Annotated in this window: 8 protein-coding genes; 5 read left to right on the forward strand and 3 right to left on the reverse strand. The window is 68.6% G+C overall.

Annotation, left to right across the window (positions count from 1 at the left end; genetic code table 11):
- Positions 1–8 precede the first annotated feature (8 nt).
- The 5 genes from FKR81_RS45570 (at position 9) to FKR81_RS43230 (ending at position 22,555) form a co-directional block, all read left to right on the forward strand.
- Positions 9–19,682 carry a non-ribosomal peptide synthase/polyketide synthase gene (locus tag FKR81_RS45570; protein WP_146349228.1) on the forward strand — a complete coding sequence of 6,558 codons (19,674 nt, stop codon included), beginning with the start codon at positions 9–11 and terminating at the stop codon, positions 19,680–19,682.
- A gap of 6 nt (positions 19,683–19,688) precedes the next feature.
- On the forward strand, positions 19,689–20,939 hold the full coding sequence (locus FKR81_RS02380) for an MFS transporter (RefSeq protein WP_146349229.1): 1,251 nt from the start codon (positions 19,689–19,691) through the stop codon (positions 20,937–20,939).
- 4 nt (positions 20,940–20,943) lie between these two features.
- Positions 20,944–21,150, forward strand: a complete 207-nt coding sequence (locus FKR81_RS02385) for an MbtH family protein (protein WP_146349230.1) — start codon at positions 20,944–20,946, stop codon at positions 21,148–21,150.
- 150 nt (positions 21,151–21,300) lie between these two features.
- The gene (locus FKR81_RS02390) at positions 21,301–22,353 is read left to right on the forward strand and encodes a fatty acid desaturase family protein (RefSeq protein WP_146349231.1); all 1,053 of its coding nucleotides are present in this window, start codon (positions 21,301–21,303) and stop codon (positions 22,351–22,353) included.
- 43 nt (positions 22,354–22,396) lie between these two features.
- Positions 22,397–22,555 carry a hypothetical protein gene (locus FKR81_RS43230; protein WP_186762712.1) on the forward strand — a complete coding sequence of 53 codons (159 nt, stop codon included), beginning with the start codon at positions 22,397–22,399 and terminating at the stop codon, positions 22,553–22,555.
- Between the two features lie 84 nt (positions 22,556–22,639).
- Here FKR81_RS43230 and FKR81_RS02395 read toward each other — a convergent pair whose 3' ends face one another.
- Genes FKR81_RS02395 through FKR81_RS02405 form a run of 3 tightly spaced genes read right to left on the reverse strand, consistent with a single transcriptional unit; the run spans position 22,640 to position 24,349 of the window.
- Positions 22,640–23,257, reverse strand: coding sequence for a DUF3618 domain-containing protein (locus FKR81_RS02395; RefSeq protein WP_146349232.1), 618 nt, complete (start codon positions 23,255–23,257; stop codon positions 22,640–22,642).
- Positions 23,233–23,646, reverse strand: coding sequence for a phage holin family protein (locus FKR81_RS02400; RefSeq protein WP_146349233.1), 414 nt, complete (start codon positions 23,644–23,646; stop codon positions 23,233–23,235). Before FKR81_RS02400 ends, FKR81_RS02395 begins: the two co-directional genes overlap by 25 nt.
- Positions 23,633–24,349, reverse strand: coding sequence for a hypothetical protein (locus FKR81_RS02405; RefSeq protein WP_146349234.1), 717 nt, complete (start codon positions 24,347–24,349; stop codon positions 23,633–23,635). The genes FKR81_RS02400 and FKR81_RS02405 overlap by 14 nt, the downstream gene beginning before the upstream one ends.
- Positions 24,350–24,410 lie beyond the last annotated feature (61 nt).

Below are 24,410 nucleotides of genomic sequence, written 5' to 3' on the forward strand. Positions count from 1 at the left end.
GAACGGCGATGACCGTATCGAAGCAGAATCGCATTGACGCGTTGCCCGCCGAGGTACGGGAACTGTTGAAGCGCCGGCTGGCGGGAGACGCCGAGCGCACGGACGTCATCCCTCGAGCCGAGCGTGACGGCTCGCTCCCGCTGTCATTCGCCCAGCAGCGCCTCTGGTTCCTCAACGAGTTCCAGCCAGGGGACTCCGAGTACAACAGTGCGGTGGCCCTCCGGCTGGCCGGTGAGCTGGACGTCGCCGCACTGGTGGCCGCGCTGAACGAGCTGGTGGTGCGGCACGAATCCATGCGCACCACGATCGATGACGTCGACGGCAGTGCCGTGCAGATCGTTCATCCAGCGGCCGAGCTCCCGTTGCCGATCATCGATCTGGGACGGGACGAGCTGGACCGGGTGCTGTTCGAGGAGTACTCCGAGGCCTTCGACCTGCGGCAGGGACCGCTGTGGCGAGCCCGGCTCCTTCGCTTCGACGCGAAGGAACACGTGCTGCTGCTCACGGCGCACCACATCGTCACCGACGGTGCGTCGATGGGCATCGTCGTCGACGAGTTGAGCAAGCTGTACGGGGACACCGAGCTGCCGGCGCTTTCGCTGCATCACGTCGACTTCGCGGTGTGGCAGCGCGCCAGGCTGGCCGGTGCCGTGATGGACCAGCACGTCGACTACTGGACCGGGCAACTGGCCGACATCGTCCCGCTGGCGTTGCCGACCGACCGGCCGAGGCCGGCCGTGCGCACTTCCGCGGGTGCGGTGCACGAGTTCGAGGTCCGTGCGGAGATCGCCAGTGGTTTGGCCGTGCTGGCCCGCGCGCACGGCACGACCTTGTTCACCGTCCTGATCGCGGCCTGCCAGGTCCTGTTCGCCAAGTACACCGGTCAGCAGGACGTCGCACTCGGCACGGTGGTCTCCGGCAGGGGCCGGCCGGAGGTGGAGCGGATGGTCGGGTTCTTCGTGAACACCGTCGTCCTGCGCTCCACAGTGGACGGTTCGACCCGGTTCACCGACCTCCTGGATGCGGTGAAGGGCACTGTGCTGGACGCCTTCGCGCACGACGAGGCCCCGTTCGAGAAGCTGGTGGAGGCACTGCGGATCGAGCGCGATCCCAGTCACAACCCTCTGTTCGACGTCATGGTTCTGCTGCACGGGGCCCAGGGCGAGTCCCCTCGGTTCGCCGGTCTCGACGTCAGCCCGGTCGCCCTGACCAAGCGCACGGCCAACTTCGACATCACGGTGGAGTTCCAGGAGTCGGCCGGCGTGCTGTGCGGCTCGATCGACTACAGCACGGATCTGTTCGACGCCACCACGATCGATCGGCTGGCCGGGCACCTGGTGCGGCTGGTCGAGGCCATCGCCTGCGACCCGGAGCAGCCGGTGTCGGGGCTGCCGTTGATGTCCGGTGCCGAGCGGGACCGGGTGCTGGTGGAGTGGAACAACACCGATCGCGAGTACCCGGACGGGACAGTTGCCGGTTTGTTCGCGGACCGGGCTCGGCAGGCGCCCGACACCACTGCCCTGATCGCCGACGGGGTGTCGTTGACCTATGCGGAGTTGAACGCGCGAGCCAATCGGCTGGCGCACCACCTGATTGGGCTCGGTGTCCGGCCAGAGCACCCGGTTGGCCTGCTGATGGACCGCTCGGCCGACCTCGTCGTGGCCGTGCTGGCGATCGTCAAGGCTGGCGGAGCGTACGTACCGCTGGACGTACGAGCACCGGTCGAACGGATGCGGTCGCTCCTGCTGGAGACCGGCGCGTCGGTCCTGCTCACCGACTTCGCCTGGGAGACCACGGCCGAGGAGATCCACTGCGGGCGAGTGGTTCCGGTGGACAGCGCCGACGGGCCGGATACCGATCCCGGCATCGAGATGCACCCCGACAACCTGGTCTACGTCATGTACACCTCGGGCTCGACGGGCACGCCGAAGGGCGTGGCGGTCCGTCACCGCGACGTGGTCGCGCTGGCTGCCGATCGCCGGTTCGACGGCGGCGGGCACGACCGCGTGCTGCTGCATTCGCCATCCGCGTTCGACGCCTCGAGCTACGAGCTGTGGGTGCCGTTGCTCAACGGTGGCAGCGTCGTCGTCGCCCCGCCGGGCGATGTGGACGCGGACGTGCTGCGACTGATGGTCACCGAGCACGGGGTGACCGGCTTGTTCTTGACGTCGGGGTTGTTCCAGGCGGTGGCACAGGACGCACCGGACTGCCTCGCGGGTGCCCGCGAGGTCTGGACCGGCGGCGACGTGGTGTCCGCGTCCGCGGCGCGCAGGATGTTGGCCGCTTGTCCTGGTATCTCGGTCTCGGACGTCTACGGGCCGACCGAAACCACGACGTTCGCGACCTCGCACGAGTTGTCCGACACCGAGCAGGTGCCGGACGCGGTGCCGATCGGGCGTCCGTTGGACAACATGCGGGTCTACGTCCTCGACGACGCGCTGTCACCGGTACCGGTCGGCGTTCCCGGCGAGTTGTTCGTCGCAGGTGCCGGATTGGTACGTGGCTATCTGAACCGGCCGGGGTTGACCGCGGACCGGTTCGCGGCCGATCCCTTCGGGGAGCCGGGTACGCGGATGTACCGGACCGGGGACGTGGTGCGGTGGACGGCTGGCGGCCTGCTGGAGTACCAGGGCCGGGCCGATGATCAGGTGAAGATCCGCGGGTTCCGGATCGAACCGGGCGAGATCGAGAACGCGCTGACGCGGCACCCTGACGTAGCCGAGGCGGTGGTGGTTGCGAGGGAGGACAGTGGGCGCAAGCGCCTGGTGGCCTACGTGACCTCCGCGGGGACGGCAACGGGAGACCTGCGGCCCTGGCTGAAGCGGACCTTGCCCGACTACATGGTGCCGTCGGCGTTCGTGGTGCTCGGCGAGCTGCCGCTGAATCCCAACGGCAAGGTGGATCGCAAGGCGTTGCCCTCTCCCGAACCCGGCCCGGACGCGGGAGCACGGTACGTGGCGCCGCGCAGCGCGGTGGAGACCACGCTGGCTGAGATCTGGGCGGACGTCGTCGGCGCGGAGCGGGTCGGGGTCCAGGACAACTTCTTCGAACTGGGCGGCGATTCGATCCTGAGCATCCAGGTCGTGTCCAGGGCCCGGCGCGCAGGCCTGCGGCTGACCTCCCGGGACCTCTTCCTGTGCCAGACCATCGCCGAGCTCGCCACCAGCGTCGAGACGGTGGCAGAGCAGGCGAGCGACGATCACCGGCCACTCACCGGTCCGGTGCCGCTGACGCCGATCCAGCGCTGGTTCTTCGACGCAGTGCCGGTGGCTCGCGAGCACTTCACGATGTCCATGCTGGTGGAGCTGCCCGCCGGCGTTGACGAGAAGGCGTTGCGCGAGGCCGTTGAGGCAGTGGTGTCGCACCACGACGCGCTACGCATGCGGTTCGCGCCGATCGATGGCGAGTGGCGTGTGGACATCGCGCCATCCGAACCGGCCGAGGTGGTGCGTCGTCGCGATCTGTCCGCACTGGACCCCGAAGCGCAGCAGGAAGCGATCGAGACCGAGGCGCTGACCGCCCAGACCGGTCTGAGCCCGCACACCGGTCCAGTGATCAAGGCTCTGCTGTTCGATCTGGGGTCTCAGCGACGGCCGCGGCTCTTCCTGACCGCGCATCACCTCGTGATCGACGGAGTGTCCTGGCGAATCCTGCTCGACGACCTCGAGACGGCCTACCACCAGAGGACCGCGGGTCACCGGGTGGAGCTGGAGCCGGTCGGCACCTCGTTCGCCCGCTGGGCACAACGCCTGACGGAGCACGTCGAAGCCGGTGCGTTCGACGACGACCTCGCGCGGTGGACGGCGGCATCGAGCTCGGCGTCGGCCGACCTGCCGATCGACCGTTCCGGCGTCAACACCGTCGGATCGACCCGAACCGTCACGGTCAGGCTGGACGAGGAGCACACGGACGCGTTGCTGCACGAGGTTCCCCGTGTGTATCGCACTCAGATCAACGACGTTCTGCTCAGTGCCCTCGGCGTGGTCCTGTCGAGGTGGACGGGGCGGGACAGCGTGCTGGTCGCGATGGAGGGACACGGCCGTGAGGAGATCCTCGACGGTGTCGATCTCTCCCGGACGGTCGGTTGGTTCACGACCATGTTCCCGCTCGCGCTCACGGTGCCCGCTGACAGCCACTGGGGCCAGGTCCTCCAGTCGGTGAAGGAACAGCTGCGTGCCGTGCCGCGGCGAGGACTGAGCTACGGCGCCCTGCGTTACCTGCGCCGGAACGCGCTGAATGACGATCCGTCGCCGCAGATCAGTTTCAACTACCACGGCCAGTGGGACATGGCGCCGACCGCTGACGCGTTGTACACGGCCCGCTGCGCCAACGTCGGCCAGGACCTGGCCCCTGAACAGGCCCGTGCCCACGTGCTGGACATCTCATGTGCGGTGGAGGACGGGGAGCTGGCCATCAGTTGGCTGTACTCCGACCAGTTGCACGACGATGCCACGGTGGCGCGCCTGGCCGGGGAGATGCGCCAGGCACTGCTGGAGGTCGTCGACCACTGCGCCCTGCCGGACGCCGGTGGACGCACGCCGTCCGACTTCCCGCTGGCGCAGCTCGATCAGGCCGCGGTGGACCGCCTGGTGGGCAACGGAAAGGCCGTGGAGGACGTCTGCCCGCTGACGCCGTTGCAGGCGGGGATGGTGTTCCACAGCCTGGTGGACGCGGAATCCGGCGCCTACTTCGACCAGGCGCGTCTGACGTTGGCAGGCGTTTCCGATCCCGAGGCCCTCGGCGTGGCCTGGCAGCGCGTGGTGGATCGCACGCCGGTCTTGAGAAGTTCCGTGGCGTGGGAAGGCGTGGCCGAGCCGCTTCTCCTGGTGCACGGGCGAGTCGTGGTCCCGACTTCGCATCACGACTGGCACGGCCTGTCCGATGTGGACCGCGACAACGAGGTGTCGCGGGTGGCGGCTGAGGACCGTGCCGCCGCGAAGGACCTGACCAAGGCTCCGTTGATGCGGGTGAGCATCGCCGCACTGCCGGCCGGCGAGGTGCTGCTCGTCTGGACCTTCCACCACGTCCTGCTGGACGGCTGGAGCCTGGGGCAGGTCTTCGCAGAGGTGTGCGAGCAGTACGCGGCGATCGTTCAGGACCGGCAGCCGGAACTGCCTGCCCGGCGGCCGTTCCGCGACTACCTGCAGTGGCTGCACCGGCAGGACCGGTCCGCGGCCGAGGAGTACTGGCGAGCACTGCTGTCGGGGTTCGAGTCGGCCACTGTGCTGCCGTTCGATCGGACACCGCTGGAGGCCCACCGAACCGAGTCTTCCGAATCGGTGCACATCGCCCTGTCTGAGGAGGAGTCCGGGCAGCTGCGCCAGATGGGCATGCAGAACGGCTTGACCGTGAACACAGTCGTCCAAGGCGCGTGGGCAGTGCTGCTGTCCCGCTACAGCGGCGAGCGGGACGTCGTTTTCGGCACCACCGTGTCCGGGCGTCCGGCCGAGCTCGCCGGTGTCGAATCGATGATCGGCATGTTCATCAACACGGTGCCGACCCGCGTCCGGGTCGACGACACCCAGCAGTTGGTGCACTGGTTGCGCGACCTGCAGGTGCAGCAGGCCGAGTCCAGGCGGTTCGAGGCGGTGTCACTGGCCGAACTGCGGACCTGGAGCGACCTGGCGGGCGGGAACTCCCTGTTCGACAGCTCGGTCGTCTTCGAGAACTACCCGTTCGACGACACAGCCACCGCGGGCGCAGGTATCCGGGTGACCGACGTGCGGGCGGTGGACACGACGAGCTTCCCGCTCAGCGTGCGTGCTCACCTCGACGAGCGACTCCACGTCGCGCTCTCCTACGATCCGAGGTTGTTCGACGCGGACACCGTCGAACGGATGGCGGCACACCTGGGTGTGTTGCTGACCGGGTTCATCACCGACCCGGCTCGGTCCGTGTCGGAGTCGCCGATGCTGACCGAGTCCGAGCGACACCAGGTGCTGGTGGAGTGGAACGGCTCCGCCTCCGACCTGCCCACCGGCACCTTGCCCGCGCTGTTCGAGGCGCAGGCGGGCAGGACTCCTGAAGCGATCGCGGTCACGTGCGAGGGCGACAGCCTGTCGTACGCGGAGCTCAACGCACGGGCCAACCGCCTGGCTCACCGGTTGATCGAACTGGGCGCGGGTCCTGAACGATTCGTGGCGTTGGTCCTGCCGCGGTCGGCCGAGGTGGTCGTGGCGATCCTCGCGGTGCTCAAGACAGGGGCGGCGTATCTGCCGTTGGATCCGGACCAGCCGCCGGAGCGGATCAGGGCGATGCTCGACGACGTCCAGCCCGTTGTGGTGCTGGAGGACATCGGTGACAACGCGGGCTACCCGGACACCGATCCCCACCCGCCGCTGTCCCCGATGAACCCGGCATACGTGATCTACACGTCGGGATCGACCGGTGTGCCCAAGGGCGTCGTCGTCCCGCACAGCAACGTCACGCGCCTGTTCGAGGCCACCCGCAAATGGTTCTCCTTCGACGAGCACGACGTGTGGACGTTGTTCCACTCCTGCGCGTTCGACTTCTCGGTCTGGGAGATCTGGGGTCCGCTGCTGCACGGCGGGCGTCTGGTCGTCGTGCCCCAGTCCGTCTCCAGATCACCGCGCGAGTTCCTGCAGCTGCTGGTCGACGAGCGGGTGACCGTGCTCAACCAAACCCCGTCGGCCTTCTACGAACTGATGGACGCCCCCGAACTCGAAGCGCTGCGCTACGTGATCTTCGGCGGCGAAGCGCTCGACGTGCGGCGGCTGGGGGAGTGGTACGGCCGGCACGACGACTCCGCCCCGGTGCTGGTGAACATGTACGGGATCACCGAAACCACCGTGCACGTCACCTGTTCGGTGCTCACGAAGGACTCGACCAACACGATCGGTGTCGGCCTGCCTGACCTGAGGGTGTACGTGCTCGACGCCGGCTTGCGCCCGGTTCCGGCCGGAGTGTCCGGCGAGGTGTACGTGGCCGGGGCAGGCCTGGCACGTGGCTACCTCAACCGCCCCGGCCTCACCGCTGAACGGTTCGTCGCCGACCCGTTCGGCGTGGCCGGTACCCGGATGTACCGCACCGGTGACGTCGCTCGGTGGAGCAAGGAAGGTGCGCTGGAGTACGTCGGCCGCGCCGACCGGCAGGTGAAGATCCGCGGTTTCCGCATCGAACTCGGTGAGGTCGAGGCCACCCTGCTCGGGCTGCCCCAGATCGCCGCAGCCGTTGTGATGGTGCGTGAGGACGAGACGGGCCTCAACCGGCTGGTGGCCTACGTCGTGCCGGTCGCGGACGGGGACTTGCCGAGCACAGCGGACTTCCGCGACGCGCTGATGCGCACCCTGCCCGGCTACATGGTGCCGTCGGCTTTCGTCGCGCTCGCGGAGATCCCGTTGACGCGCAACGGGAAACTGGACCGACAGGCACTGCGGGCGCTGGATGCGGGCGCTGTGGCGAGCAACGGGTACCGAGCGCCTCGGACGGATGCCGAGCGGACGGTCACCGCCATCTGGGCCGAGGTTCTGGGCGTCGAGCACGTGGGCGCGGAGGACAACTTCTTCGAGCTCGGCGGCGACTCGATCCTGAGCATCCGGGTCGCGTCCCGGCTGCGCGCGGCCTTCGGTGTCGATGTGTCCCCGCGCGTCCTGTTCTCCTCGCCGACGCCCGCTTCGCTGGCTGCCGATCTGCCCGCGAGCTCCAGCGGCCCGGTCCTGTCCGCCATCCCGGCCGTGCGCCGCGACCAGGACCTTCCGTTGTCCTTCGCGCAGCAGCGGTTGTGGTTCCTCAACGAGTTCGATCCGGACAGCGCCGAGTACGTGACGGTCTTCGCGGTCCGCCTGAAAGGTCACCTGGACGTCGACGCCCTCGGCCGCGCGCTGAACTCGCTGATCGCCAGGCACGAGTCGCTGCGCACCACTTTCGACTCGGTCGACGGCCGACCGCGGCAGGTCGTGCACCCGCCGCACGAGACCGCGGTGTCCGTGGTCGCTGTGTCCGAGGTCGAGGCCAAGGACGAGACCGAACTTCGCGGATTGATCGAGAACGACACGACCCGCCCGTTCGATCTCGGGCACGGTCCGCTGCTGCGCGTCCTGCTGGCGCGGTTGGCCGCGGACGAACACGCTCTCGTGCTGTCCCTGCACCACATCGTCACCGACGGCTGGTCGATGGGCGTGCTCGCCGAGGAGTTGAGCGCGCTGTACAGCGGATCCGTCGAGCTGCCCGCGCTGCCGATCCAGTACGCGGACTTCGCCGTGTGGCAACGGGAACGTTCGGCAGACGACTCGATGAGCGCGCAGGTCGAGTACTGGCGTGGTCAGCTCGACGGGCTCGCCGCGCTGGAGTTGCTGACCGACCGGCCCCGGCCTCCGATTCAAACCACCAACGGTGCCTCACGAGAGTTCACCGTGCCGGCCGGGGTCACGGCCGGACTCAGGGAGCTGGGGCGCCAGAAGGACACGACGCTGTTCATGACGCTCGTGGCCGGTTGTCAGCTGTTGCTGCAACGCCTGTCCGGTCAGAACGACATCGCGGTCGGCACCGTGAGTTCCGGTCGCGAGCAGCCAGAGGTGGAGCGGCTCGTCGGAATCTTCGTCAACACCCTCGTGCTGCGGTCACAGGTGGACGGCAGGCGCGGGTTCCGGGAGTTCCTCGCGGAAGTCCGGGGGACCGTGCTGGACGCCTTCGCCCACCAGGATCTGCCCTTCGAGCGGGTGGTGGACGAACTCCAGCCCGACCGCGACACCAGCCGCTCGCCCCTGTTCCAGGTGATGGTGACGTTGCAGAACGCGGGCAATCGACTGCCCGAACTGGGTGGCCTCGCTGTCAGTGAGCTCACGCTGCCGATCACCAAGGCGAGCTTCGACATCGGGTTCGAGTTCGAGGAACACGACGACGGCCTGCGCGGACTCGTCGACTACAACACCGACCTGTTCGACGCGGACACGATCGACCGGATGATCGGGCACCTCGGCGTTCTGCTCGATGCCGTCGTGGCTGACCCTGATCGGCCCGTGGCGCAGCTCGACCTGCTGACCGGCACCGAGCAGGACCAACTCCTGGTCTCCTGGAACGACACTGACGTCGATGTGCCCCCGGCGACCTGGCCGGAGTTGTTCGAGCAACAGGCGGCGCGGACCCCGGACGCGACCGCGTTGGTGTTCCAGGACGAGGAACTGACCTTCGCCGAGCTGAACGCCCGCGCGAACCGGTTGGCCCGCTACCTCGTCGACAGCGGCGCGGCTGCCGAGCGGTTCGTGGCCGTGTCCCTGCCTCGGTCCGCAGAGGTGGTCGTGGCGATCCTCGCCGTGCTCAAGTCGGGAGCGGTCTACCTGCCCATCGATCCTGAACTGCCACCCGACCGGATCGACTTCGTGCTGCGCGACGCACAGCCGGTCGTGGTCCTCGACTCGATCCCGGCGCTCGACGGCTCCGATGCGAACCCGACCATCCCGGCCGGCGGTGCCGCGTACTGCATCTACACCTCGGGTTCGACCGGTGTGCCGAAAGGCGTGGTCGTCGACCACCACGCTCTGGCCGATCTGAGCCACGACCACCGGGCCGAGTTCGGTGCCGCCCAGGGGAACGACCGGATGCGGGTGGCGTTGACGTCCGCGTTCTCGTTCGACGCGTCGTGGGACGGCCTGCTCATGATGGCCGACGGTCACGAGCTGCACCTGATCGACGACGTCATGCGGCTCGACCCCGAGGCGTTGGTGGACTACGTCGTCAGCCGTCGGATCGACCTGGTCGACTCGACCCCTTCCCATGTCCAGCAACTGATGCTGGCCGGTCTGTTCGCCGGACGTCATCAGCCGTCGGTCCTCATGCTCGGTGGAGACGCCGTCGACCAAGCGTTGTGGCGTGAGCTGTCAGCGGTCGAGGAGACGGTCTCCTACAACCACTACGGGCCGACCGAGACCACGGTCGACGTCGTGTGGACGCGCCTCGACGCCCACGATCGCCCGGTGATCGGCCGGCCGGGCCACAACGTGCGTGCGTACGTGCTCGACGAACTGCTGCGCCCGGTGCCGATCGGCGTCCCCGGTCAGCTCCACCTGGCGGGCGGCCGCCTTGCCCGTGGATACCTGAACCGGCCGGGACTGACCGCGGAGAGGTTCACGGCCAACCCGTTCGGACCGCCTGGCAGCCGGCTCTACGGCACCGGCGACCAGGTGCGCTGGACCCCCGGCGGACTCCTGGAGTACCTGGGACGCGTCGACGAGCAGGTCAAGATCCGGGGCTTCCGCATCGAGCCCGGTGAGGTCGAGGCGGCACTGCGCGGCAACGGCGAGGTCGCCGAGGCCGTCGTCGTCGCCAGGGAGGACGAGGGGCACCGGAGACTGGTGGCCTACCTCGTGCCTGCTGGCGAGCGCGCTCCTGAGGCATTGGAACTGCGTGCCCGGCTCAAGCAGACCCTGCCGGACTACATGGTGCCGTCCGCGTTCGTCGTGCTCGACCGGCTGCCCCTGACCACGAGCGGCAAGGTCGATCGCAGTGCCCTGCCCGCACCGGACCGCCTGCGGGAAGGTCCGAGCGGGACCTCGCCGCGCACGCCGATCGAGCGTCAACTGGCTGAGGTGTGGGCCGCCGTGCTCGGCGTCGAGCGGCTGGGCGTGGAGGACAACTTCTTCGCGCTCGGCGGTGACTCGATCCTGAGCATCCAGGTCGTCTCCCGCGCCCGGCAGGCGGGCTTGCGGCTGACCTCGAAGGACATCTTCCGCCACCAGACGATCGCCGAACTCGCGGTCGTCGTGGGGGAGGGAGCAGCGGCCGAGCCCGCCGACCTCGACCTGATCATCGGCCCGGCGCCGCTCACCCCGATCCAGCGCTGGCTGCTGGAAACCGATGATCCACACCACTTCACGATGTCGACGCTCGCGGAGCTGCCCCCCGACCTCGACGCGGAGGCGCTGTCGTCGGCGTTGGACGCGGTCGTGGCCCACCACGACGCGCTGCGCGCCCGTTTCACCCAGGTCGACGGCCAGTGGCAGCAGGAGTTCGCGCCGACCGATCACATCCCGGTGGTGAGGTGCTTCGATCTGTCCGAAGAGGACGTTCAGGACACCGCCATCGGAGCTCAGTCGGGCCTGGACCTGACGAACGGCCCGCTGATCGCGGCGGTGTTGTTCACCTTCAGCGACCGGGCACCTCAGCTCTTCCTGGCCATCCACCACCTCGTCGTCGACGGCGTGTCGTGGCGCATCCTGCTCGGCGACCTCGAGACCGCCTACCACCAGGTGCGGGCGGGTCAGCCGATCGACCTCGGTGCCAAGACGAGTTCCTATCACCTGTGGGCGCGGCGGCTGACCGAGCACGTCGTGGCCGGCGGCCTCGACGAAGACCTCGCGCATTGGGAGAAGGTCGTCGCATCACCGGAGCTGCCGGTGGATCGCAGAGGTGCCAACACGGCCGGATCGAGTCGCACGATCTCGGTGCGGCTGGACCGGGACAACACCGATGCCTTGCTGCGCAAGGTTCCCGACGTGTACCGCACGCAGGTCAACGACGTGCTGATCGCGGCGCTCGGCCGGGTGTTGGCGCAGTGGACCGGTCGTGAGCGGGTCCTGGTGGCCATGGAGGGGCACGGCCGCGAGGAGATCCTCGACCGGATCGACCTGTCGCGCACCGTCGGCTGGTTCACCGCGGAGTTCCCCGTCGCGCTCGAGGTGCCCGGCACCGGCTGGGGCGACGCGCTCAAGTCCACCAAGGAACAGCTGCGCGCGATCCCCCACAAAGGACTCAGCTACGGCGCGCTGCGCTATCTGAACGGCGTGCTGAAGACCGGCCAAGTGGCGGAGATCTGCTTCAACTACCACGGCCAGTGGAACGCCACCGCCGACTCAGAGGGGTTCTACCGCTCCTGGGGGACCGGCATCGGCCAGGACGTCGCCACTGACCGGCTGCGCACCTACCTGCTGGAGGTGACCGGCGTCGTCGAGGACGGCGAGCTGGAGCTGGGCTGGACGTACTCCACGGCCGTGCACGACGAGGAAACCGTGCAATGGCTCGCAGAACAGCTCATCTCGGCCCTGCGGGAGATCGTCGACCACTGCGGTTCACCGGGAGCGGGCGGCCGGACCCCGTCGGACTTCCCCTTCGCCCGGCTGAACCAGGCACAGGTGGACGACCTGGTCGGCGGACGTTCGGTCGAGGACATCCACCCGTTGACCCCGTTGCAGGCCGGAATGCTGTTCCACGGTCTGGTGGACACCGAATCGGCTGCCTACTTCGAGCAGATCCGCATCCGGCTGTCCGGTGTGCCCGACCCGAGTGGGCTGGGTGAGGCGTGGCAACGGGTGGCGGACCGGACCCCGGCGCTGCGCAGCAGACTCGCGTGGGCGGGCGTCGACGAGCCGGTGCAGGTCGTCGAACGTGACGTGGTGCTGCCCGTCGTCCAGCACGACTGGCGGGACCGGTCCGAGGCCGATCGGGAAACCGCGCTGCGAGACCTGCTGGAACGCGATCAGGCCGACAGGTTCGACCTCGCCACGGCGCCGCTGTCCAGGGTGGCGATCATCGCGCTGTCCGATGACGAGGTGCTGATGGTGTGGACCTCGCACCACGTCGTGCTCGACGGGTGGAGCGCTGCCCAGGTGTTCGCCGAGGTCTGCGAACAGTACGCGGCCGCGGCTGGAGGAAGCGAGCCTCAGCTCGTGGCTCGCCGCCCGTTCCGCGACTACCTGAGCTGGCTGTCCGACCAGGATCCGGGACAGGCCGAGGAGTACTGGCGGCGGACGCTGTCCGGCTTCGAGTCGCCGACCCCGTTGCCCTGCGACCGTCGTCCGCTGCAGGCGCACCGAACGCAGTCAGCCGCGTCGGTCCGCGTCGAACTCCAGCCGGACGAGACAACCAGGTTGCACGAAGTCGCCAAGCAGAACGCGCTCACCATCAACACGATCATCCAGGGAGCGTGGTCGCTGCTGCTGTCCCGCTACAGCGGCGAGCGGGACGTGCTGTTCGGCACCACGGTGTCCGGCCGCCCGGCGGAGCTTCCCGGTGTCGAATCGATGCTCGGGATGTTCATCAACACCGTGCCGACCCGTGTTCAGGTCCGCAGTGGATGGACGCGGGCCAAGTGGTTGAGGGAGTTGCAGGCCGCGCAGAGCGAGTCGCGGAGCTTCGACTTCGTGTCCCTCGGACAGCTGCGGCCCTGGAGCGACGTTCCTGCTGGGCAGAACCTGTTCGACAGCATGGTGGTGTTCGAGAACTACCCGATCAGCGAACCCGCGACCGCTGGGGCGCCACAGGTGCTCGAGGTGAACTCCTCGGACGCGACGAGCTTCCCGCTGTGTCTGCGCGCCTCACTCGGTGAAAGTCTCGCCCTGGACCTCGCCTATGATCCGAAGCTGTTCGACGCCGGCACGATCCGTGCGATGGTCCAGCGCCTGCGCTTCTTGCTCGAGGGCATCGCGGGCGATCCGGACGGTCTGGTGGCCAGGCTGCCGTGGATGTCCGACGACGAGCGTGGTCACGTTGTCGCAGAATCTCTGGGGACCTGGCGTGACGTGCCCGCGGCGACGGTCCCCGAACTGTTCGCCGCCCAGGTGGCCCGCACGCCGGACGCACCGGCGGTCGTGCACGGGGCCGTCACCCTGTCGTACGCGGAACTGGACGCCCGCTCGAATCATCTGGCGAATCGGCTGGTGGAGCTCGGTGTCCGGCTGGAAGACCGGGTCGGACTGCTGCTGGAGCCCTCGCTCGGCCACTGCGTCGCCGAGCTGGCTGTGCTGAAGGCTGGCGGGGCCTATGTTCCGCTGGACGTTCGTGCGCCACGGAAGCGAATGCGCTCGATGCTGGCGGAAGCCGCCGCGTCGGTGCTGATCACCGATCTCACCTGGCAGGCGGTGGCCGACGACGTTCACGGCGGACGAACCGTGCTGGTCGATGCCGGCGAGTCGGCAACGGGTCCGGCACCGCGCGCGAACCAAGACAACTTGGCCTACGTCATGTACACGTCGGGGTCGACCGGAACGCCCAAGGGTGTCGCGGTCCGCCACCGGGACGTGGTGGGCCTGGCCTCCGACGGCCTCTTCCGCAGTGGCGCCCACCAGCGGGTGCTGGCCCATTCACCGCTGGCGTTCGACGCTTCGACCTGCGAACTGTGGGTGCCGTTGCTCAGCGGCGGCCAGGTCGTGCTGGCGAGCACCCCGGACCTGAGCGTGGAGTCCTTGGGCCGAGCCATCGCCGACCACGAGGTGACCGCATTGTGGCTGACCGCGGGCCTGTTCCGGTTGGTGGCCCAGGACGCACCTGGTTGTCTGGCCGGTGTCCGAGAAGTGTGGACCGGCGGCGACGTGGTTCCTGCGGCGGCGGTGCGCCGGGTCCTGGCGGCGTGCCCCGGTGTGGTGGTCGTCGACGGCTACGGTCCGACCGAGACCACTACTTTCGCGACCGCCTACCGGATGCACGGGCCGGTGGCCGACCCGGTGCCGATCGGGCGACCGTTGGACAACATGCGCGGCTACGTGCTCGATCACGAGCTGCGCCCGGTGCCTCGTGGTGTGCCAGGCGAGCTGTGCGTTGCCGGTTCGGGGCTGTCCCGCGGCTACCTGAACCGGCCCGGGCTGACAGCGGAGCGGTTCGTGGCGGACCCGTTCGGTGTCCCTGGGGAGCGCATGTACCGAACCGGAGACGTCGTCCAGCGGATCGCCAGCGGCGAACTCGCCTTCCTCGGCCGATCCGACGAGCAGGTGAAGCTGCGCGGATTCCGGGTCGAACTGGGCGAGGTGGAGGCTGTGCTGGCCGCTCACCCCACCGTCGGCCAGGCGGTGGCCGTCCTCAACGGTGACAGGTTGGTCGCCTACGTCGTACCCGCGGCCGTCGAACCTTCGGACGTGCGCGAGCACGCCGTGGCGATGCTGCCGGAGTACATGGTTCCCGCCGTGATCATGGTTCTTGACGAGCTGCCGTTGAGCCGCAACGGAAAGCTGGACCGCCGGGCGCTCCCGGCACCGGGCGCGGCGGCCGGCGAACGCCATGTGGCACCGCGTACCGGCCTCGAACGAGCCGTCGCGAACATCTGGGCACGCCTGCTCGGTGTGGAGCGCGTCGGCGTCGACGACAACTTCTTCGAGCTCGGCGGCGACTCGATCATGAGCATCCGGCTGGTGTCCGGGTTGCTGGCCGAGTGCGGGCTGAGCGTGTCCCCGCGAGCGGTGTTCAGCAATCCGACGGTCGCTGGTCTGGCTGCCGCGATCGGCGCGGAGAACGCCACGCCTGCCGACCGGATTCCGGTGCTGCCGCGGCACGGCACCATCGCGCAGTCGTTCGCCCAGCAACGACTCTGGTTCCTCGACGACTTCGAGCCCGGTGGCGCCGAGTACGTCACGTTCACCGCTGTGCGTCTGGTGGGCGCGCTGGACGTCGGCGCGTTGTCCGAAGCGTTCACGGCACTGGTCGCCAGGCACGAGTCTCTCCGCACGACGTTCGGGTCGATGGCGGGCAGTGGCGTCCAGGTGGTGCATTCGCCGTTCGAGGTTCAGATTCCGGTGGCCGACCTGCCTCAGGACGGGGATCTGATGGCGTTGCTCGCCGAGGAAGGCGGTCGCCCGTTCGACCTTCGCCGCGGCCCGCTGATGCGGCCGGGGTTGATCCGGCTGGCTGATGACGAGCACGTGCTGACCTTGGCCCTGCACCACATCATCACCGACGGCTGGTCCAACGGAGTGATCGCCGGTGAGTTGAGCGTGCTGTACAGCTCTGCCCTGCGCGGCGAGCTGCCGGATCTGCCACCGCTTCCCGTGCAGTACGCGGACTTCGCCACCTGGCAGCGAGGACTGCTGTCGGAGAGCGTGCTGGACGAGCAGGTGTCCTACTGGCGCGGGCAACTCGCAGACGTCCCGCCGCTGGAGCTGCCGACGGACCACCCCAGGCCCGCGGTGCGCTCGACCAGTGGTGCGATGAGAGAGACCGTCATTCCCGCGGCGGTCACCGCGCGGCTCGTGGAGCTGAGCCGCGAGCGGGAGACCACCTTGTTCACGACGCTGGTCGCGGCCTGTCAGGTCCTCTTCGGACGATTGGCCGGGCAGGACGACGTGACTGTGGGAACGGTGGCCTCCGGCCGTGAGCGTGCCGAGCTGACCGGACTGGTCGGGTTCTTCGTGAACACGCTGGTGCTGCGATCTCACGTGCGTGGGGACCTCACGTTCACCGAGTTCCTCGGAGGCGTGCACGAGACCGTCCGCGACGCGTTCGACCGCCAGGACCTCCCGTTCGAGCGGGTCGTGGACAGCGTCCAGCCCGACCGCGACACCAGCCGCACTCCGTTGTTCCAGGTCATGGTGGTGCTGCAGAACGCTCCCCAGGAGGCGCCGCTGCTGCCAGGCCTGGTGGTCGAGGACGTGCCGCTGCCGGTGACGACGGCCAACTTCGACGTCACGGCCGAGTTCCAGGAGGTCGACGGCCACCTGCGGGTCGCGTTGAACTACAGCACGGACTTGTTCGAGCCGGCCACGATCGAGCGGCTCGCGGACCAGTTGCAGGTGCTGCTCGGCGCCATCGCGGACGATCCGGCACGACCTGTCTCCCGGCTGGCCCTGCTTTCCGAGACCGAACGACGGCGCCTGCTGGTCGAGTGGAACGACACGGATCGCGACGTGTCCGCCGGCCTGCTGCCGGAGTTGATCGAGTCGCAGGCGCGGCGTGATCCGCACGCTCCAGCGGTGTTCTCGCGCCTCGCCACCGGCGAGGACGAGGTGGTGCGCTACCTCGAACTCAACGCGCGAGCCAACCGGCTGGCCAGGGTGCTGGTCGACAGAGGAGTCGGCCCGGAGCAGATCGTCGCGCTCATCTTGCCGCGTTCGGTGGACATCATCGTCGCTCAGCTCGCGGTGCTGAAGGCCGGGGCGGCGTTCCTTCCGGTGGACGCGGCCTATCCGGCGGAACGAATCGGCTTCATGCTCGCCGATGCCCGTCCCGCACTGATCCTGACTCGCAGCGACATGGTCACGAACCTGACCAGCGCCGGGGGAATCACCGTGCTGGTGCTCGACGAGCCCGATGTGATGTCCGAAGTGGACGGTAGGCGGGCCGACAATCTGACTGACGCGGACCGGACCTCAACCCTGTTGCCGGGGCACCCGGCCTACGTGATCTACACGTCCGGATCGACCGGGCGGCCCAAGGGGGTCGTCGTGCCGCACACCGGCCTGGCCAGTCTCTCGGCGGCCGCAACAGATCATTTCGTCATCACACCGGCCGATCGCGTCCTGGAGTACTCCTCCCCGAGCTTCGACGTCTCGGTGCTGGAGCTGTGCATGTCGTTGCCAGCCGGAGCAGCGCTGGTCGTACCACCTCCTGGCACGTTGCTGGGCGAACAGCTCGCCGATGTGCTGGCTGATCACGCGGTGACCATCGCGGAGATCCCTCCCGCCGCACTGGCCACCGTGCCGAAGACTCCGCTACCGGACCTCCGCACGCTCATCGTGGGTGGTGACGTGTGCACCGCGGACCTGGCGGCCCGCTGGGCGCCTGGCCTGCGGATGATCAACGGCTACGGGCCGACGGAGTTCACGGTGTCGACGACCTGGAGCGGACCACTGACGGGTGTGGAAACCCCGCCTATCGGCAGGCCGATCTGGAACACCCGCGTGTACGTGGTGGACAGTGCCCTGCAGCCCGTGCCGGTCGGTGTTCCCGGCGAGCTGTACATCGCGGGCACGGGTCTGGCCCGCGGCTATCTCAACCGCCCTGGGCTGACCGCGGACAGGTTCGTGGCGAACCCCTTCGGGCCGGCCGGGTCGCGGATCTACCGCACCGGAGACGTCGTCAGATGGACCGCGGCCGGCGAGCTGGACTTCATCGGACGGATGGACGACCAGGTGCAGATCCGCGGATTCCGGATCGAGCTGGGCGAAGTCGAGTCGGTGCTGTTGCGGCACCCGGATGTCGGCGAGGCCGTCGTGGTCGTGCAGGACGAACGCTTGGTCGCCCACGTGGTGCCGGCGCCGGGTTCGGCCGCACCCGGTACGGCGGACCTGCGCGAGTTCCTCGGCCGGACGTTGCCTGACCACATGGTGCCCGTCGCTTTCACGGCGTTGGACGCGTTGCCGCTGAACCCGAGCGGAAAAGTCGACCGCCGCCTGCTGCCCTCGGTGACCGCGGCTCCCGATCCGGGAACCTCCTACGTGGAGCCGAGCACGCCGGCCGAGAGTGCGCTGGCTCAGATCTGGGCCGACGTACTCGGGCTGGACCGAGTCGGAGTGCGAGACAACTTCTTCGATCTGGGCGGCGATTCGATCCTCAGCATGCAGGTGGTGTCCAGGGCCAGGAAGGCCGGCCTGGGGCTGACGTCCAAGGATCTCTTCCTGCACCAGAGCATCGACGTGCTCGCCGTCGAACTGGGCGCGTCGGCTGGCACTTCGGTGCCGCGAGGGCCGGCGGAACCGGTCGTCGGATCGGTACCGCTGACACCGATCCAGCGGTGGTTCTTCGAAAGCCACGCGGTCAATCCGCACCACTTCAACCAGTCGATGCTGCTGGAGCTGTCCGCCGACCTGGACGAGGCGGCGTTGCGGCAAGCCCTGGACGCGTTGTGGCTCCACCACGACGCCCTGCGGATGCGTTTCGAGTGCGTCGATGGTCGGTGGCAGCAGCACAACGCCGCCCCCGAGCCGGTCCCGCTGTTGCAACGACGCGATCTGTCCGATGTGGATGTTGACGGGCAGATGGCCGCGATGGAGAAGGTGGCCGACGAGGTCCACGCGAGCTTCGACCTGCTGACCGGCCCACTGCTGAAGGCCGTCCTGTTCACCGGCCGCGGGCAGCCGTACCTCTTCCTGGCGTCGCACCACATCGTGGTCGACGGAGTCTCATGGCGGATTCTGCTGGACGATCTCGAGGTGGCCTACCAGCAGTCGGCCCGAGGTGAGCCGGTCGACCTCGGCGGCAAGACGACCTCGTTCCTGGACTGGGCCAACCGCCTCAGCGAACACGTGGCGGCGGGCGGCCTCGATCACGAACTCGGACACTGGGCCGGCGCCTCGGACGTGGGGGACCTGCCGGTGGACCGTGCGCCCGAGAAGTCCGAGACTCCGGCCGAGTTGGTGTCGATCGCTCTGAACGCCGAGGACACGGACGCGTTGCTGCACTCAGCACCCACCACGTACCGCACGCGGATCAACGAGGTTCTGCTCAGCGCCCTCGCCTGGGCGTTGTCGCGGTGGACCCGGCGGCGCGTCGTGTCGATCGACCTCGAGGGGCACGGTCGCGAGGACGTCCTCGATGCCGTCGACCTGACTCGAACCGTCGGCTGGTTCACCACGATCTTCCCCATCGCCTTGACCGTGCCCGATGAGGACGAACCGCGGTGGCGGGAGCTGATCAAGTCGGTCCGGCGGCAACTGCGAGCCGTTCCAGGAAACGGGTTCGGCTACTCGGCCCTGCGCCACCTCGGTTCACCCGAGGCACGCGAGCGGCTGTCCACCGACGGGCAGGGGCCGCAGATCGCCTTCAACTACCTCGGGCAGTGGGACAGCACCGCCAGGGGCACCGACGGCGGTCTTTACGTGGCGTCGCACTCCTCGCTGGGGCAGGACCACGATCTGGCTGAGAGCAGTTCCCACGTGCTCGAGGTCGTGGGTGCGGTCCAGGGCGGCGAGTTGGTGTTCTCCTGGTTCTACCAACCTGACCTGCACGACCTGTCGACTGTGCAGTCCGTGGCCGGTGACTTCGCGGTCGCTCTGCGGAGCATCGCGCGCGACTGCGGGAAAGGCTGAGCCGCCATGACTGTTCCGCTGTCCCGCAACCGCGACTACCGGCTGTTGTGGATCAGCCAGGCGTTGTCGGGGGCCGGGTTCAGCGCGTCGATGATCGCCTTTCCGCTGCTGGTGCTCGCCGTCACCGGGTCGCCCGCGATGACCGGGCTGGTGCTGGGGGTGGAAGCGATCGCCCAGGTCGTGGTGGGAGTCCCCGGCGGTGCATTGGTGGATCGCTGGGACCGCAAGAAGATCATGCTCACGGCTGAGGCTATGCAGGCGCTGGCCGTCGCCAGTCTGGTCGTCGCGTTGTGGCTGGATGTGCTGAGCGTGCTGCACATGGTGGTGGTGGCGGCGCTGATGGGCGTCTGCAACGCCCTGTTCGGACCTGCCGAAAGTGCCGCGCTGGTGCGGATCGTGCCGCAGGAGCAGTTGTCGACGGCGCTGGCGATGAACTCGGCCCGCGGTTCGGTGGGGCAGCTGTCGGGCACGGCGTTGGGCGGTTTCCTCTTCGCGGTGGGAAGACTGGTGCCCTTCGCGTTCAACGTGCTCACCCACACGATCTCGTTCCTGGCGTTGTTGTTCGTCCGCGTGCCGCCCAGGGACGTCGAGCAACGACCAGACAGCCATCTGGGCCAGGAGATGGTCGAAGGCCTGCGCTGGGTCTGGCGGCAGCGGCACGTCCGGGTCACGGTGCTGTGCGCGGTGAGCCTCAACTTCTTCTTCAGCGCCTACTACATCGTCATCATCGTGCTGGTCGCCGGCAGGGGAGTCTCGCCGGGCGAGATCGGCGTCATGGCGGCGATGCTCGGCGTGGGCGGCGTTCTCGGTGCTCTTCTCGCGCCGTACCTGCATCGAATGGTGAGTCCCTACACATCGATCATCGGGGTGTTCTGGGCGTTGGCAGCGCTCACCCCGGTGGCGGTGTTCATCGACAGCGGCTTGGTGATGGGAGTGCTGTTCTTCGCGATGGCCCTGCTGCCGCCGACCGCGAACACGACGATCAACACCTACCAGCTGTTGCTGACGCCCGACCGCCTGCGCGGCAGGCTGAGCGGTGTGATGGGGATGATCTCCGGGGTGTCCGCCGCGGCCGGCCCGGCGTTCGGTGGCCTGCTCGTGCAGGCGGTCTCCGGCAGCAACGCGGTCCTGCTGATCGCCGCCGCCATCGCGGTCATCGCGGTCATCGCGACCCTCAGTCCCACCATGCGCTCGTTCCCTCGCGACGAGACCGTCGCGACGGACGCATCAGAAGCGGAAACCACGAAAGGACGATGACGACATGGACGAGGACACCCAGTACCAGGTCCTGATCAACGACGAGGAGCAGTACTCGCTGTGGCCGGCCGACCAGGACGTCCCCGCGGGCTGGCGCAGCACCGGCACCGAAGGGAGCAAGGAGGACTGCGTGTCGTACGTCGATGAGGTGTGGACCGACATGCGGCCGCGCAGCCTCCGCGAGCGCATGGCGGCCAACCAACAAGACTGATGCGGCCTGGGCACGGCGAGTCTGGACATGTGGACTCCCACGCCCACCGACCTGATCTTGTTTAGCGCAGGGCACGTCCGGGAACCCGTACGGGGTGAATTGAGTGGTCGCCCCAGTCCCCGGCGCCGCGGGACTCGGGGAAGGACGCACATGGCCACGTCTCCGGCGAGCTTCGGCACTGGCGCTCACGCAACGTCGTCGCCCGACGACTACCGCGATCTTTCTCGCCTCGTGCGGCGTGCAGGTCTGCTCGACCGACGTTACGGCTACTACGCGATGAAGATCAGCCTCACCTTGCTCGCTCTGGTCGCCGGGTGTGCGGGGTTCGTCGTGCTGGGCGACTCGTGGTGGCAGCTGGTCAGCGCGGTGTTCTTCGCGGGGATGTTCGCCCAGATCGCGTTCCTCGGCCACGATGCGGGGCACGGCCAGATCTTCCGCACCGGACGGGCCAATGATCTTGCCGGCTACGCTTTCGGGGTGCTCGTCGGCGTCAGCTACGGCTGGTGGATGGGCAAGCACACCCGGCATCACGCCAACCCCAACCACGAAGGTGACGATCCTGATCTCGACATCCAGTTGCTCGCCTTCACCCGTGGGCAGTCGGACGAGAAGAGCGGGTTCGTGCGCTGGACGACGAAGCACCAGGCGGCCCTGTTCTTCCCCCTGCTGTTGCTGGAAGGGGTGAGCCTGCACTGGGCCGGCATCCGAGCCGTGCGGCGCGGCGAGATCAAAGCCCGCCGGCTCGAGGCAGTGCTGCTGCTCGCGCACGCCGGTGTCTACCTCACCGCGGTGTTCACGGTGTTGTCCGCGCCGGTGGCGGTCGCGTTCATCGTCGTGCACCAGGGACTGTGGGGCGTGTACATGGGCTGCTCGTTCGCACCGGGCCACAAGGGCATGCCCACCTACACCGACAAGACCAAGCTCGACTTTCTGCGCAAACAGGTCCTCACCAGCCGCAACGTTCGCGGCGGCCCGTGGGTCGATTTCGTGCTCGGTGGGCTGAACTACCAGATCGAGCACCACTTGTTCCCCACCATGCCGCGCGTCAACCTGCGCCGCGCGCAACCCCTGGTGCGGGAGTTCTGCGCCGAGCACGGGATCGACTACGCGCAATGCGGACTGCTGAGGACCTACCGCTACGTCCTGCAGCACCTGCACGACGTCAGTGCACCGCTTCGCGCCGCGAGCGCACCCGCGCGTTGACGCTCGCCTCTCGCCCAGTCCACGACAGTGAGGACATCGCGCCATGACCGAACGGGAAGAACCACGCATCAACCCGGACCCGCCGTACTCACCCGGCACGCCGGAACCGCCGAACCTCGACGTCGACGTGGAGCAGTTCATGGACGACCGGGAACGGCCGGCGGGCCAGGACGTCACGGAGGACGATGAAGAACCCGCGTGACGCCGTGTCGGTCGGCACGCGGTCGCCGTCACGCCGAAGCCGATCTCAACCTCCATCGGGGGTCGAGATCGGCTTCGAGTTGCGTCAGGACTTGACTTCGCGGGCGGCCTCGCGGCCGTGATCGGCCACCTCCTTGGCTGATGCCTTGGCGTGCTCGGTGGTGGTCGCGACGGCGTCCGATGCGGTCTGCTTGACCTCGTCCGCCGCGTCGCGGACGTCGGACTTCACCTCTTCCTTCAGGTGTTGCGCAGCCTCGCCGATGGCGTCCTTGACCGGCTCGATGGCGTCACTCGCGCGGTCACCGATCTCCTGCACGAACTGCTGCTCGGCCTCCGACCTCGGCAGCAGCGACGCGACCAGCAGACCGCCGCCGAACGCGATCAGACCTGCCGCGATCGGGTTGCCCTGCGTCTGCCGCATCGCCTGCTGCGGTGCGTCCTGCACCGCCTCCGCAGCCCTTTCGGCACCCTCGGCGACGGCGTCCTTCGCCTGGTGCGCCTGATCCCGCACCGTCGACGTGGTGTCCGCGGTGGTGCCCATGACCGTGTCCCGCAACGCGATGAGGCCGCGCCGGGCTCCCCGGACGCGCCGTTGCGCGATGCGGCGGGGGCTCGTCCGGTCGACCAGTCGGTTGGCGTCGTCGACGAGCTCCGCGCGGGTCATGTCGATCTCGCGCCTTATTTGGTCGGGTGTCGTGCCCATTCCGCGTCCTCCTTGAGGGTTTCGACCGTGCGCTCGGGTTTTGGTGAGACCTGGCGAAGCCGGGTGCGGCCGCTGGTGAACAAGGCGAAACCGGCAATGCCCCACACGGCCGCGACGATCAGTGCCGCCCAGCCCAGCGGCATCACGGCACCCAGTGCGAACACCGCGGCGAGGCTGAGCAACACCGCGGTCATGTACCCGGCGAAGCCCGCGCCGGCGAGCATCCCGGTGGCCTTGCCCGCTTTCACCGCCTCCTCGCGGATTTCCGCCTTGGCGAGCTCGAGCTCCTGCCGCATCAGCCGGGAGAGGTCCTCGGCGAGTTCTCCGACCAGCTGGCCGAGCGACTCGCGGTCGGCCGTGTCCGGCAACCCGATGTCAGGGCTGGACATGCCGCGCACCTCCGGTGCTCACCGGTCCCGGAGCCGATGTCGGCTGCCGGGACGGATCGGGCCCGGTGGTGACCGGGCCGGGCGCGCTCGTGCGCCCCTCGGCGAGCTTCGGCTCGGTGGTCGTCCGGCTGATGGCCGGGCCGCGCGGCGCGGGTGGGGCGAACTCCGGCGTCGCGGTCGTCTGTCGCGCGGCCTCGGGCCGGCTGGTGGCCGGTCGCCCGTTTCCGGGCTGACCGGTCGCGCTCTTGGCGACACGGCCGACCAGGAACCCGGCGACGGCCGCGCCCACCAGGAACGTGCCCGGCCTGCGGCGGGCGAAGTCCTGCACGGAGTCGAGCAGCCCGTAGGCGCCGCGCTCGTCCAGGTAACGGGCCGCCTGCCTGCTGGTGTCGGCCACCTGGCGGATCGCGCCTGCCGACATCGAGTCGGACGACGCGCGTTCGGCCATCTCATTCAGTTCGTCCGCGACTCTGCTGAGCTGGTGCGACGCCTTCTTGGCCTGCTGTTCGGCCTCGTCGGCCATCTTGTCGCGCATGTCCTGCACGACGTGGCCTGCCTGAGCCTTGGCTTCCCGCACCACGTGCCCGGCCTGCTCCTGAGCTGTCGCACGCACCTCCCCGGCCGCGTCCTGGGCGTGCTGCGTCACCGCGGCACCCTCCTGCTGGGCGGTTCCTCGAACCCCGCCCATCTGGTTCTCGGTCACGACTGACTCCTCAACGGTCGATGTGCACTCGTCTTGCGAGCTACCCCGTCGCACCCTGCGC

It is taken from the genome of Lentzea tibetensis (genome assembly GCF_007845675.1).
Classification (GTDB): Bacteria; Actinomycetota; Actinomycetes; order Mycobacteriales; family Pseudonocardiaceae; genus Lentzea; species Lentzea tibetensis.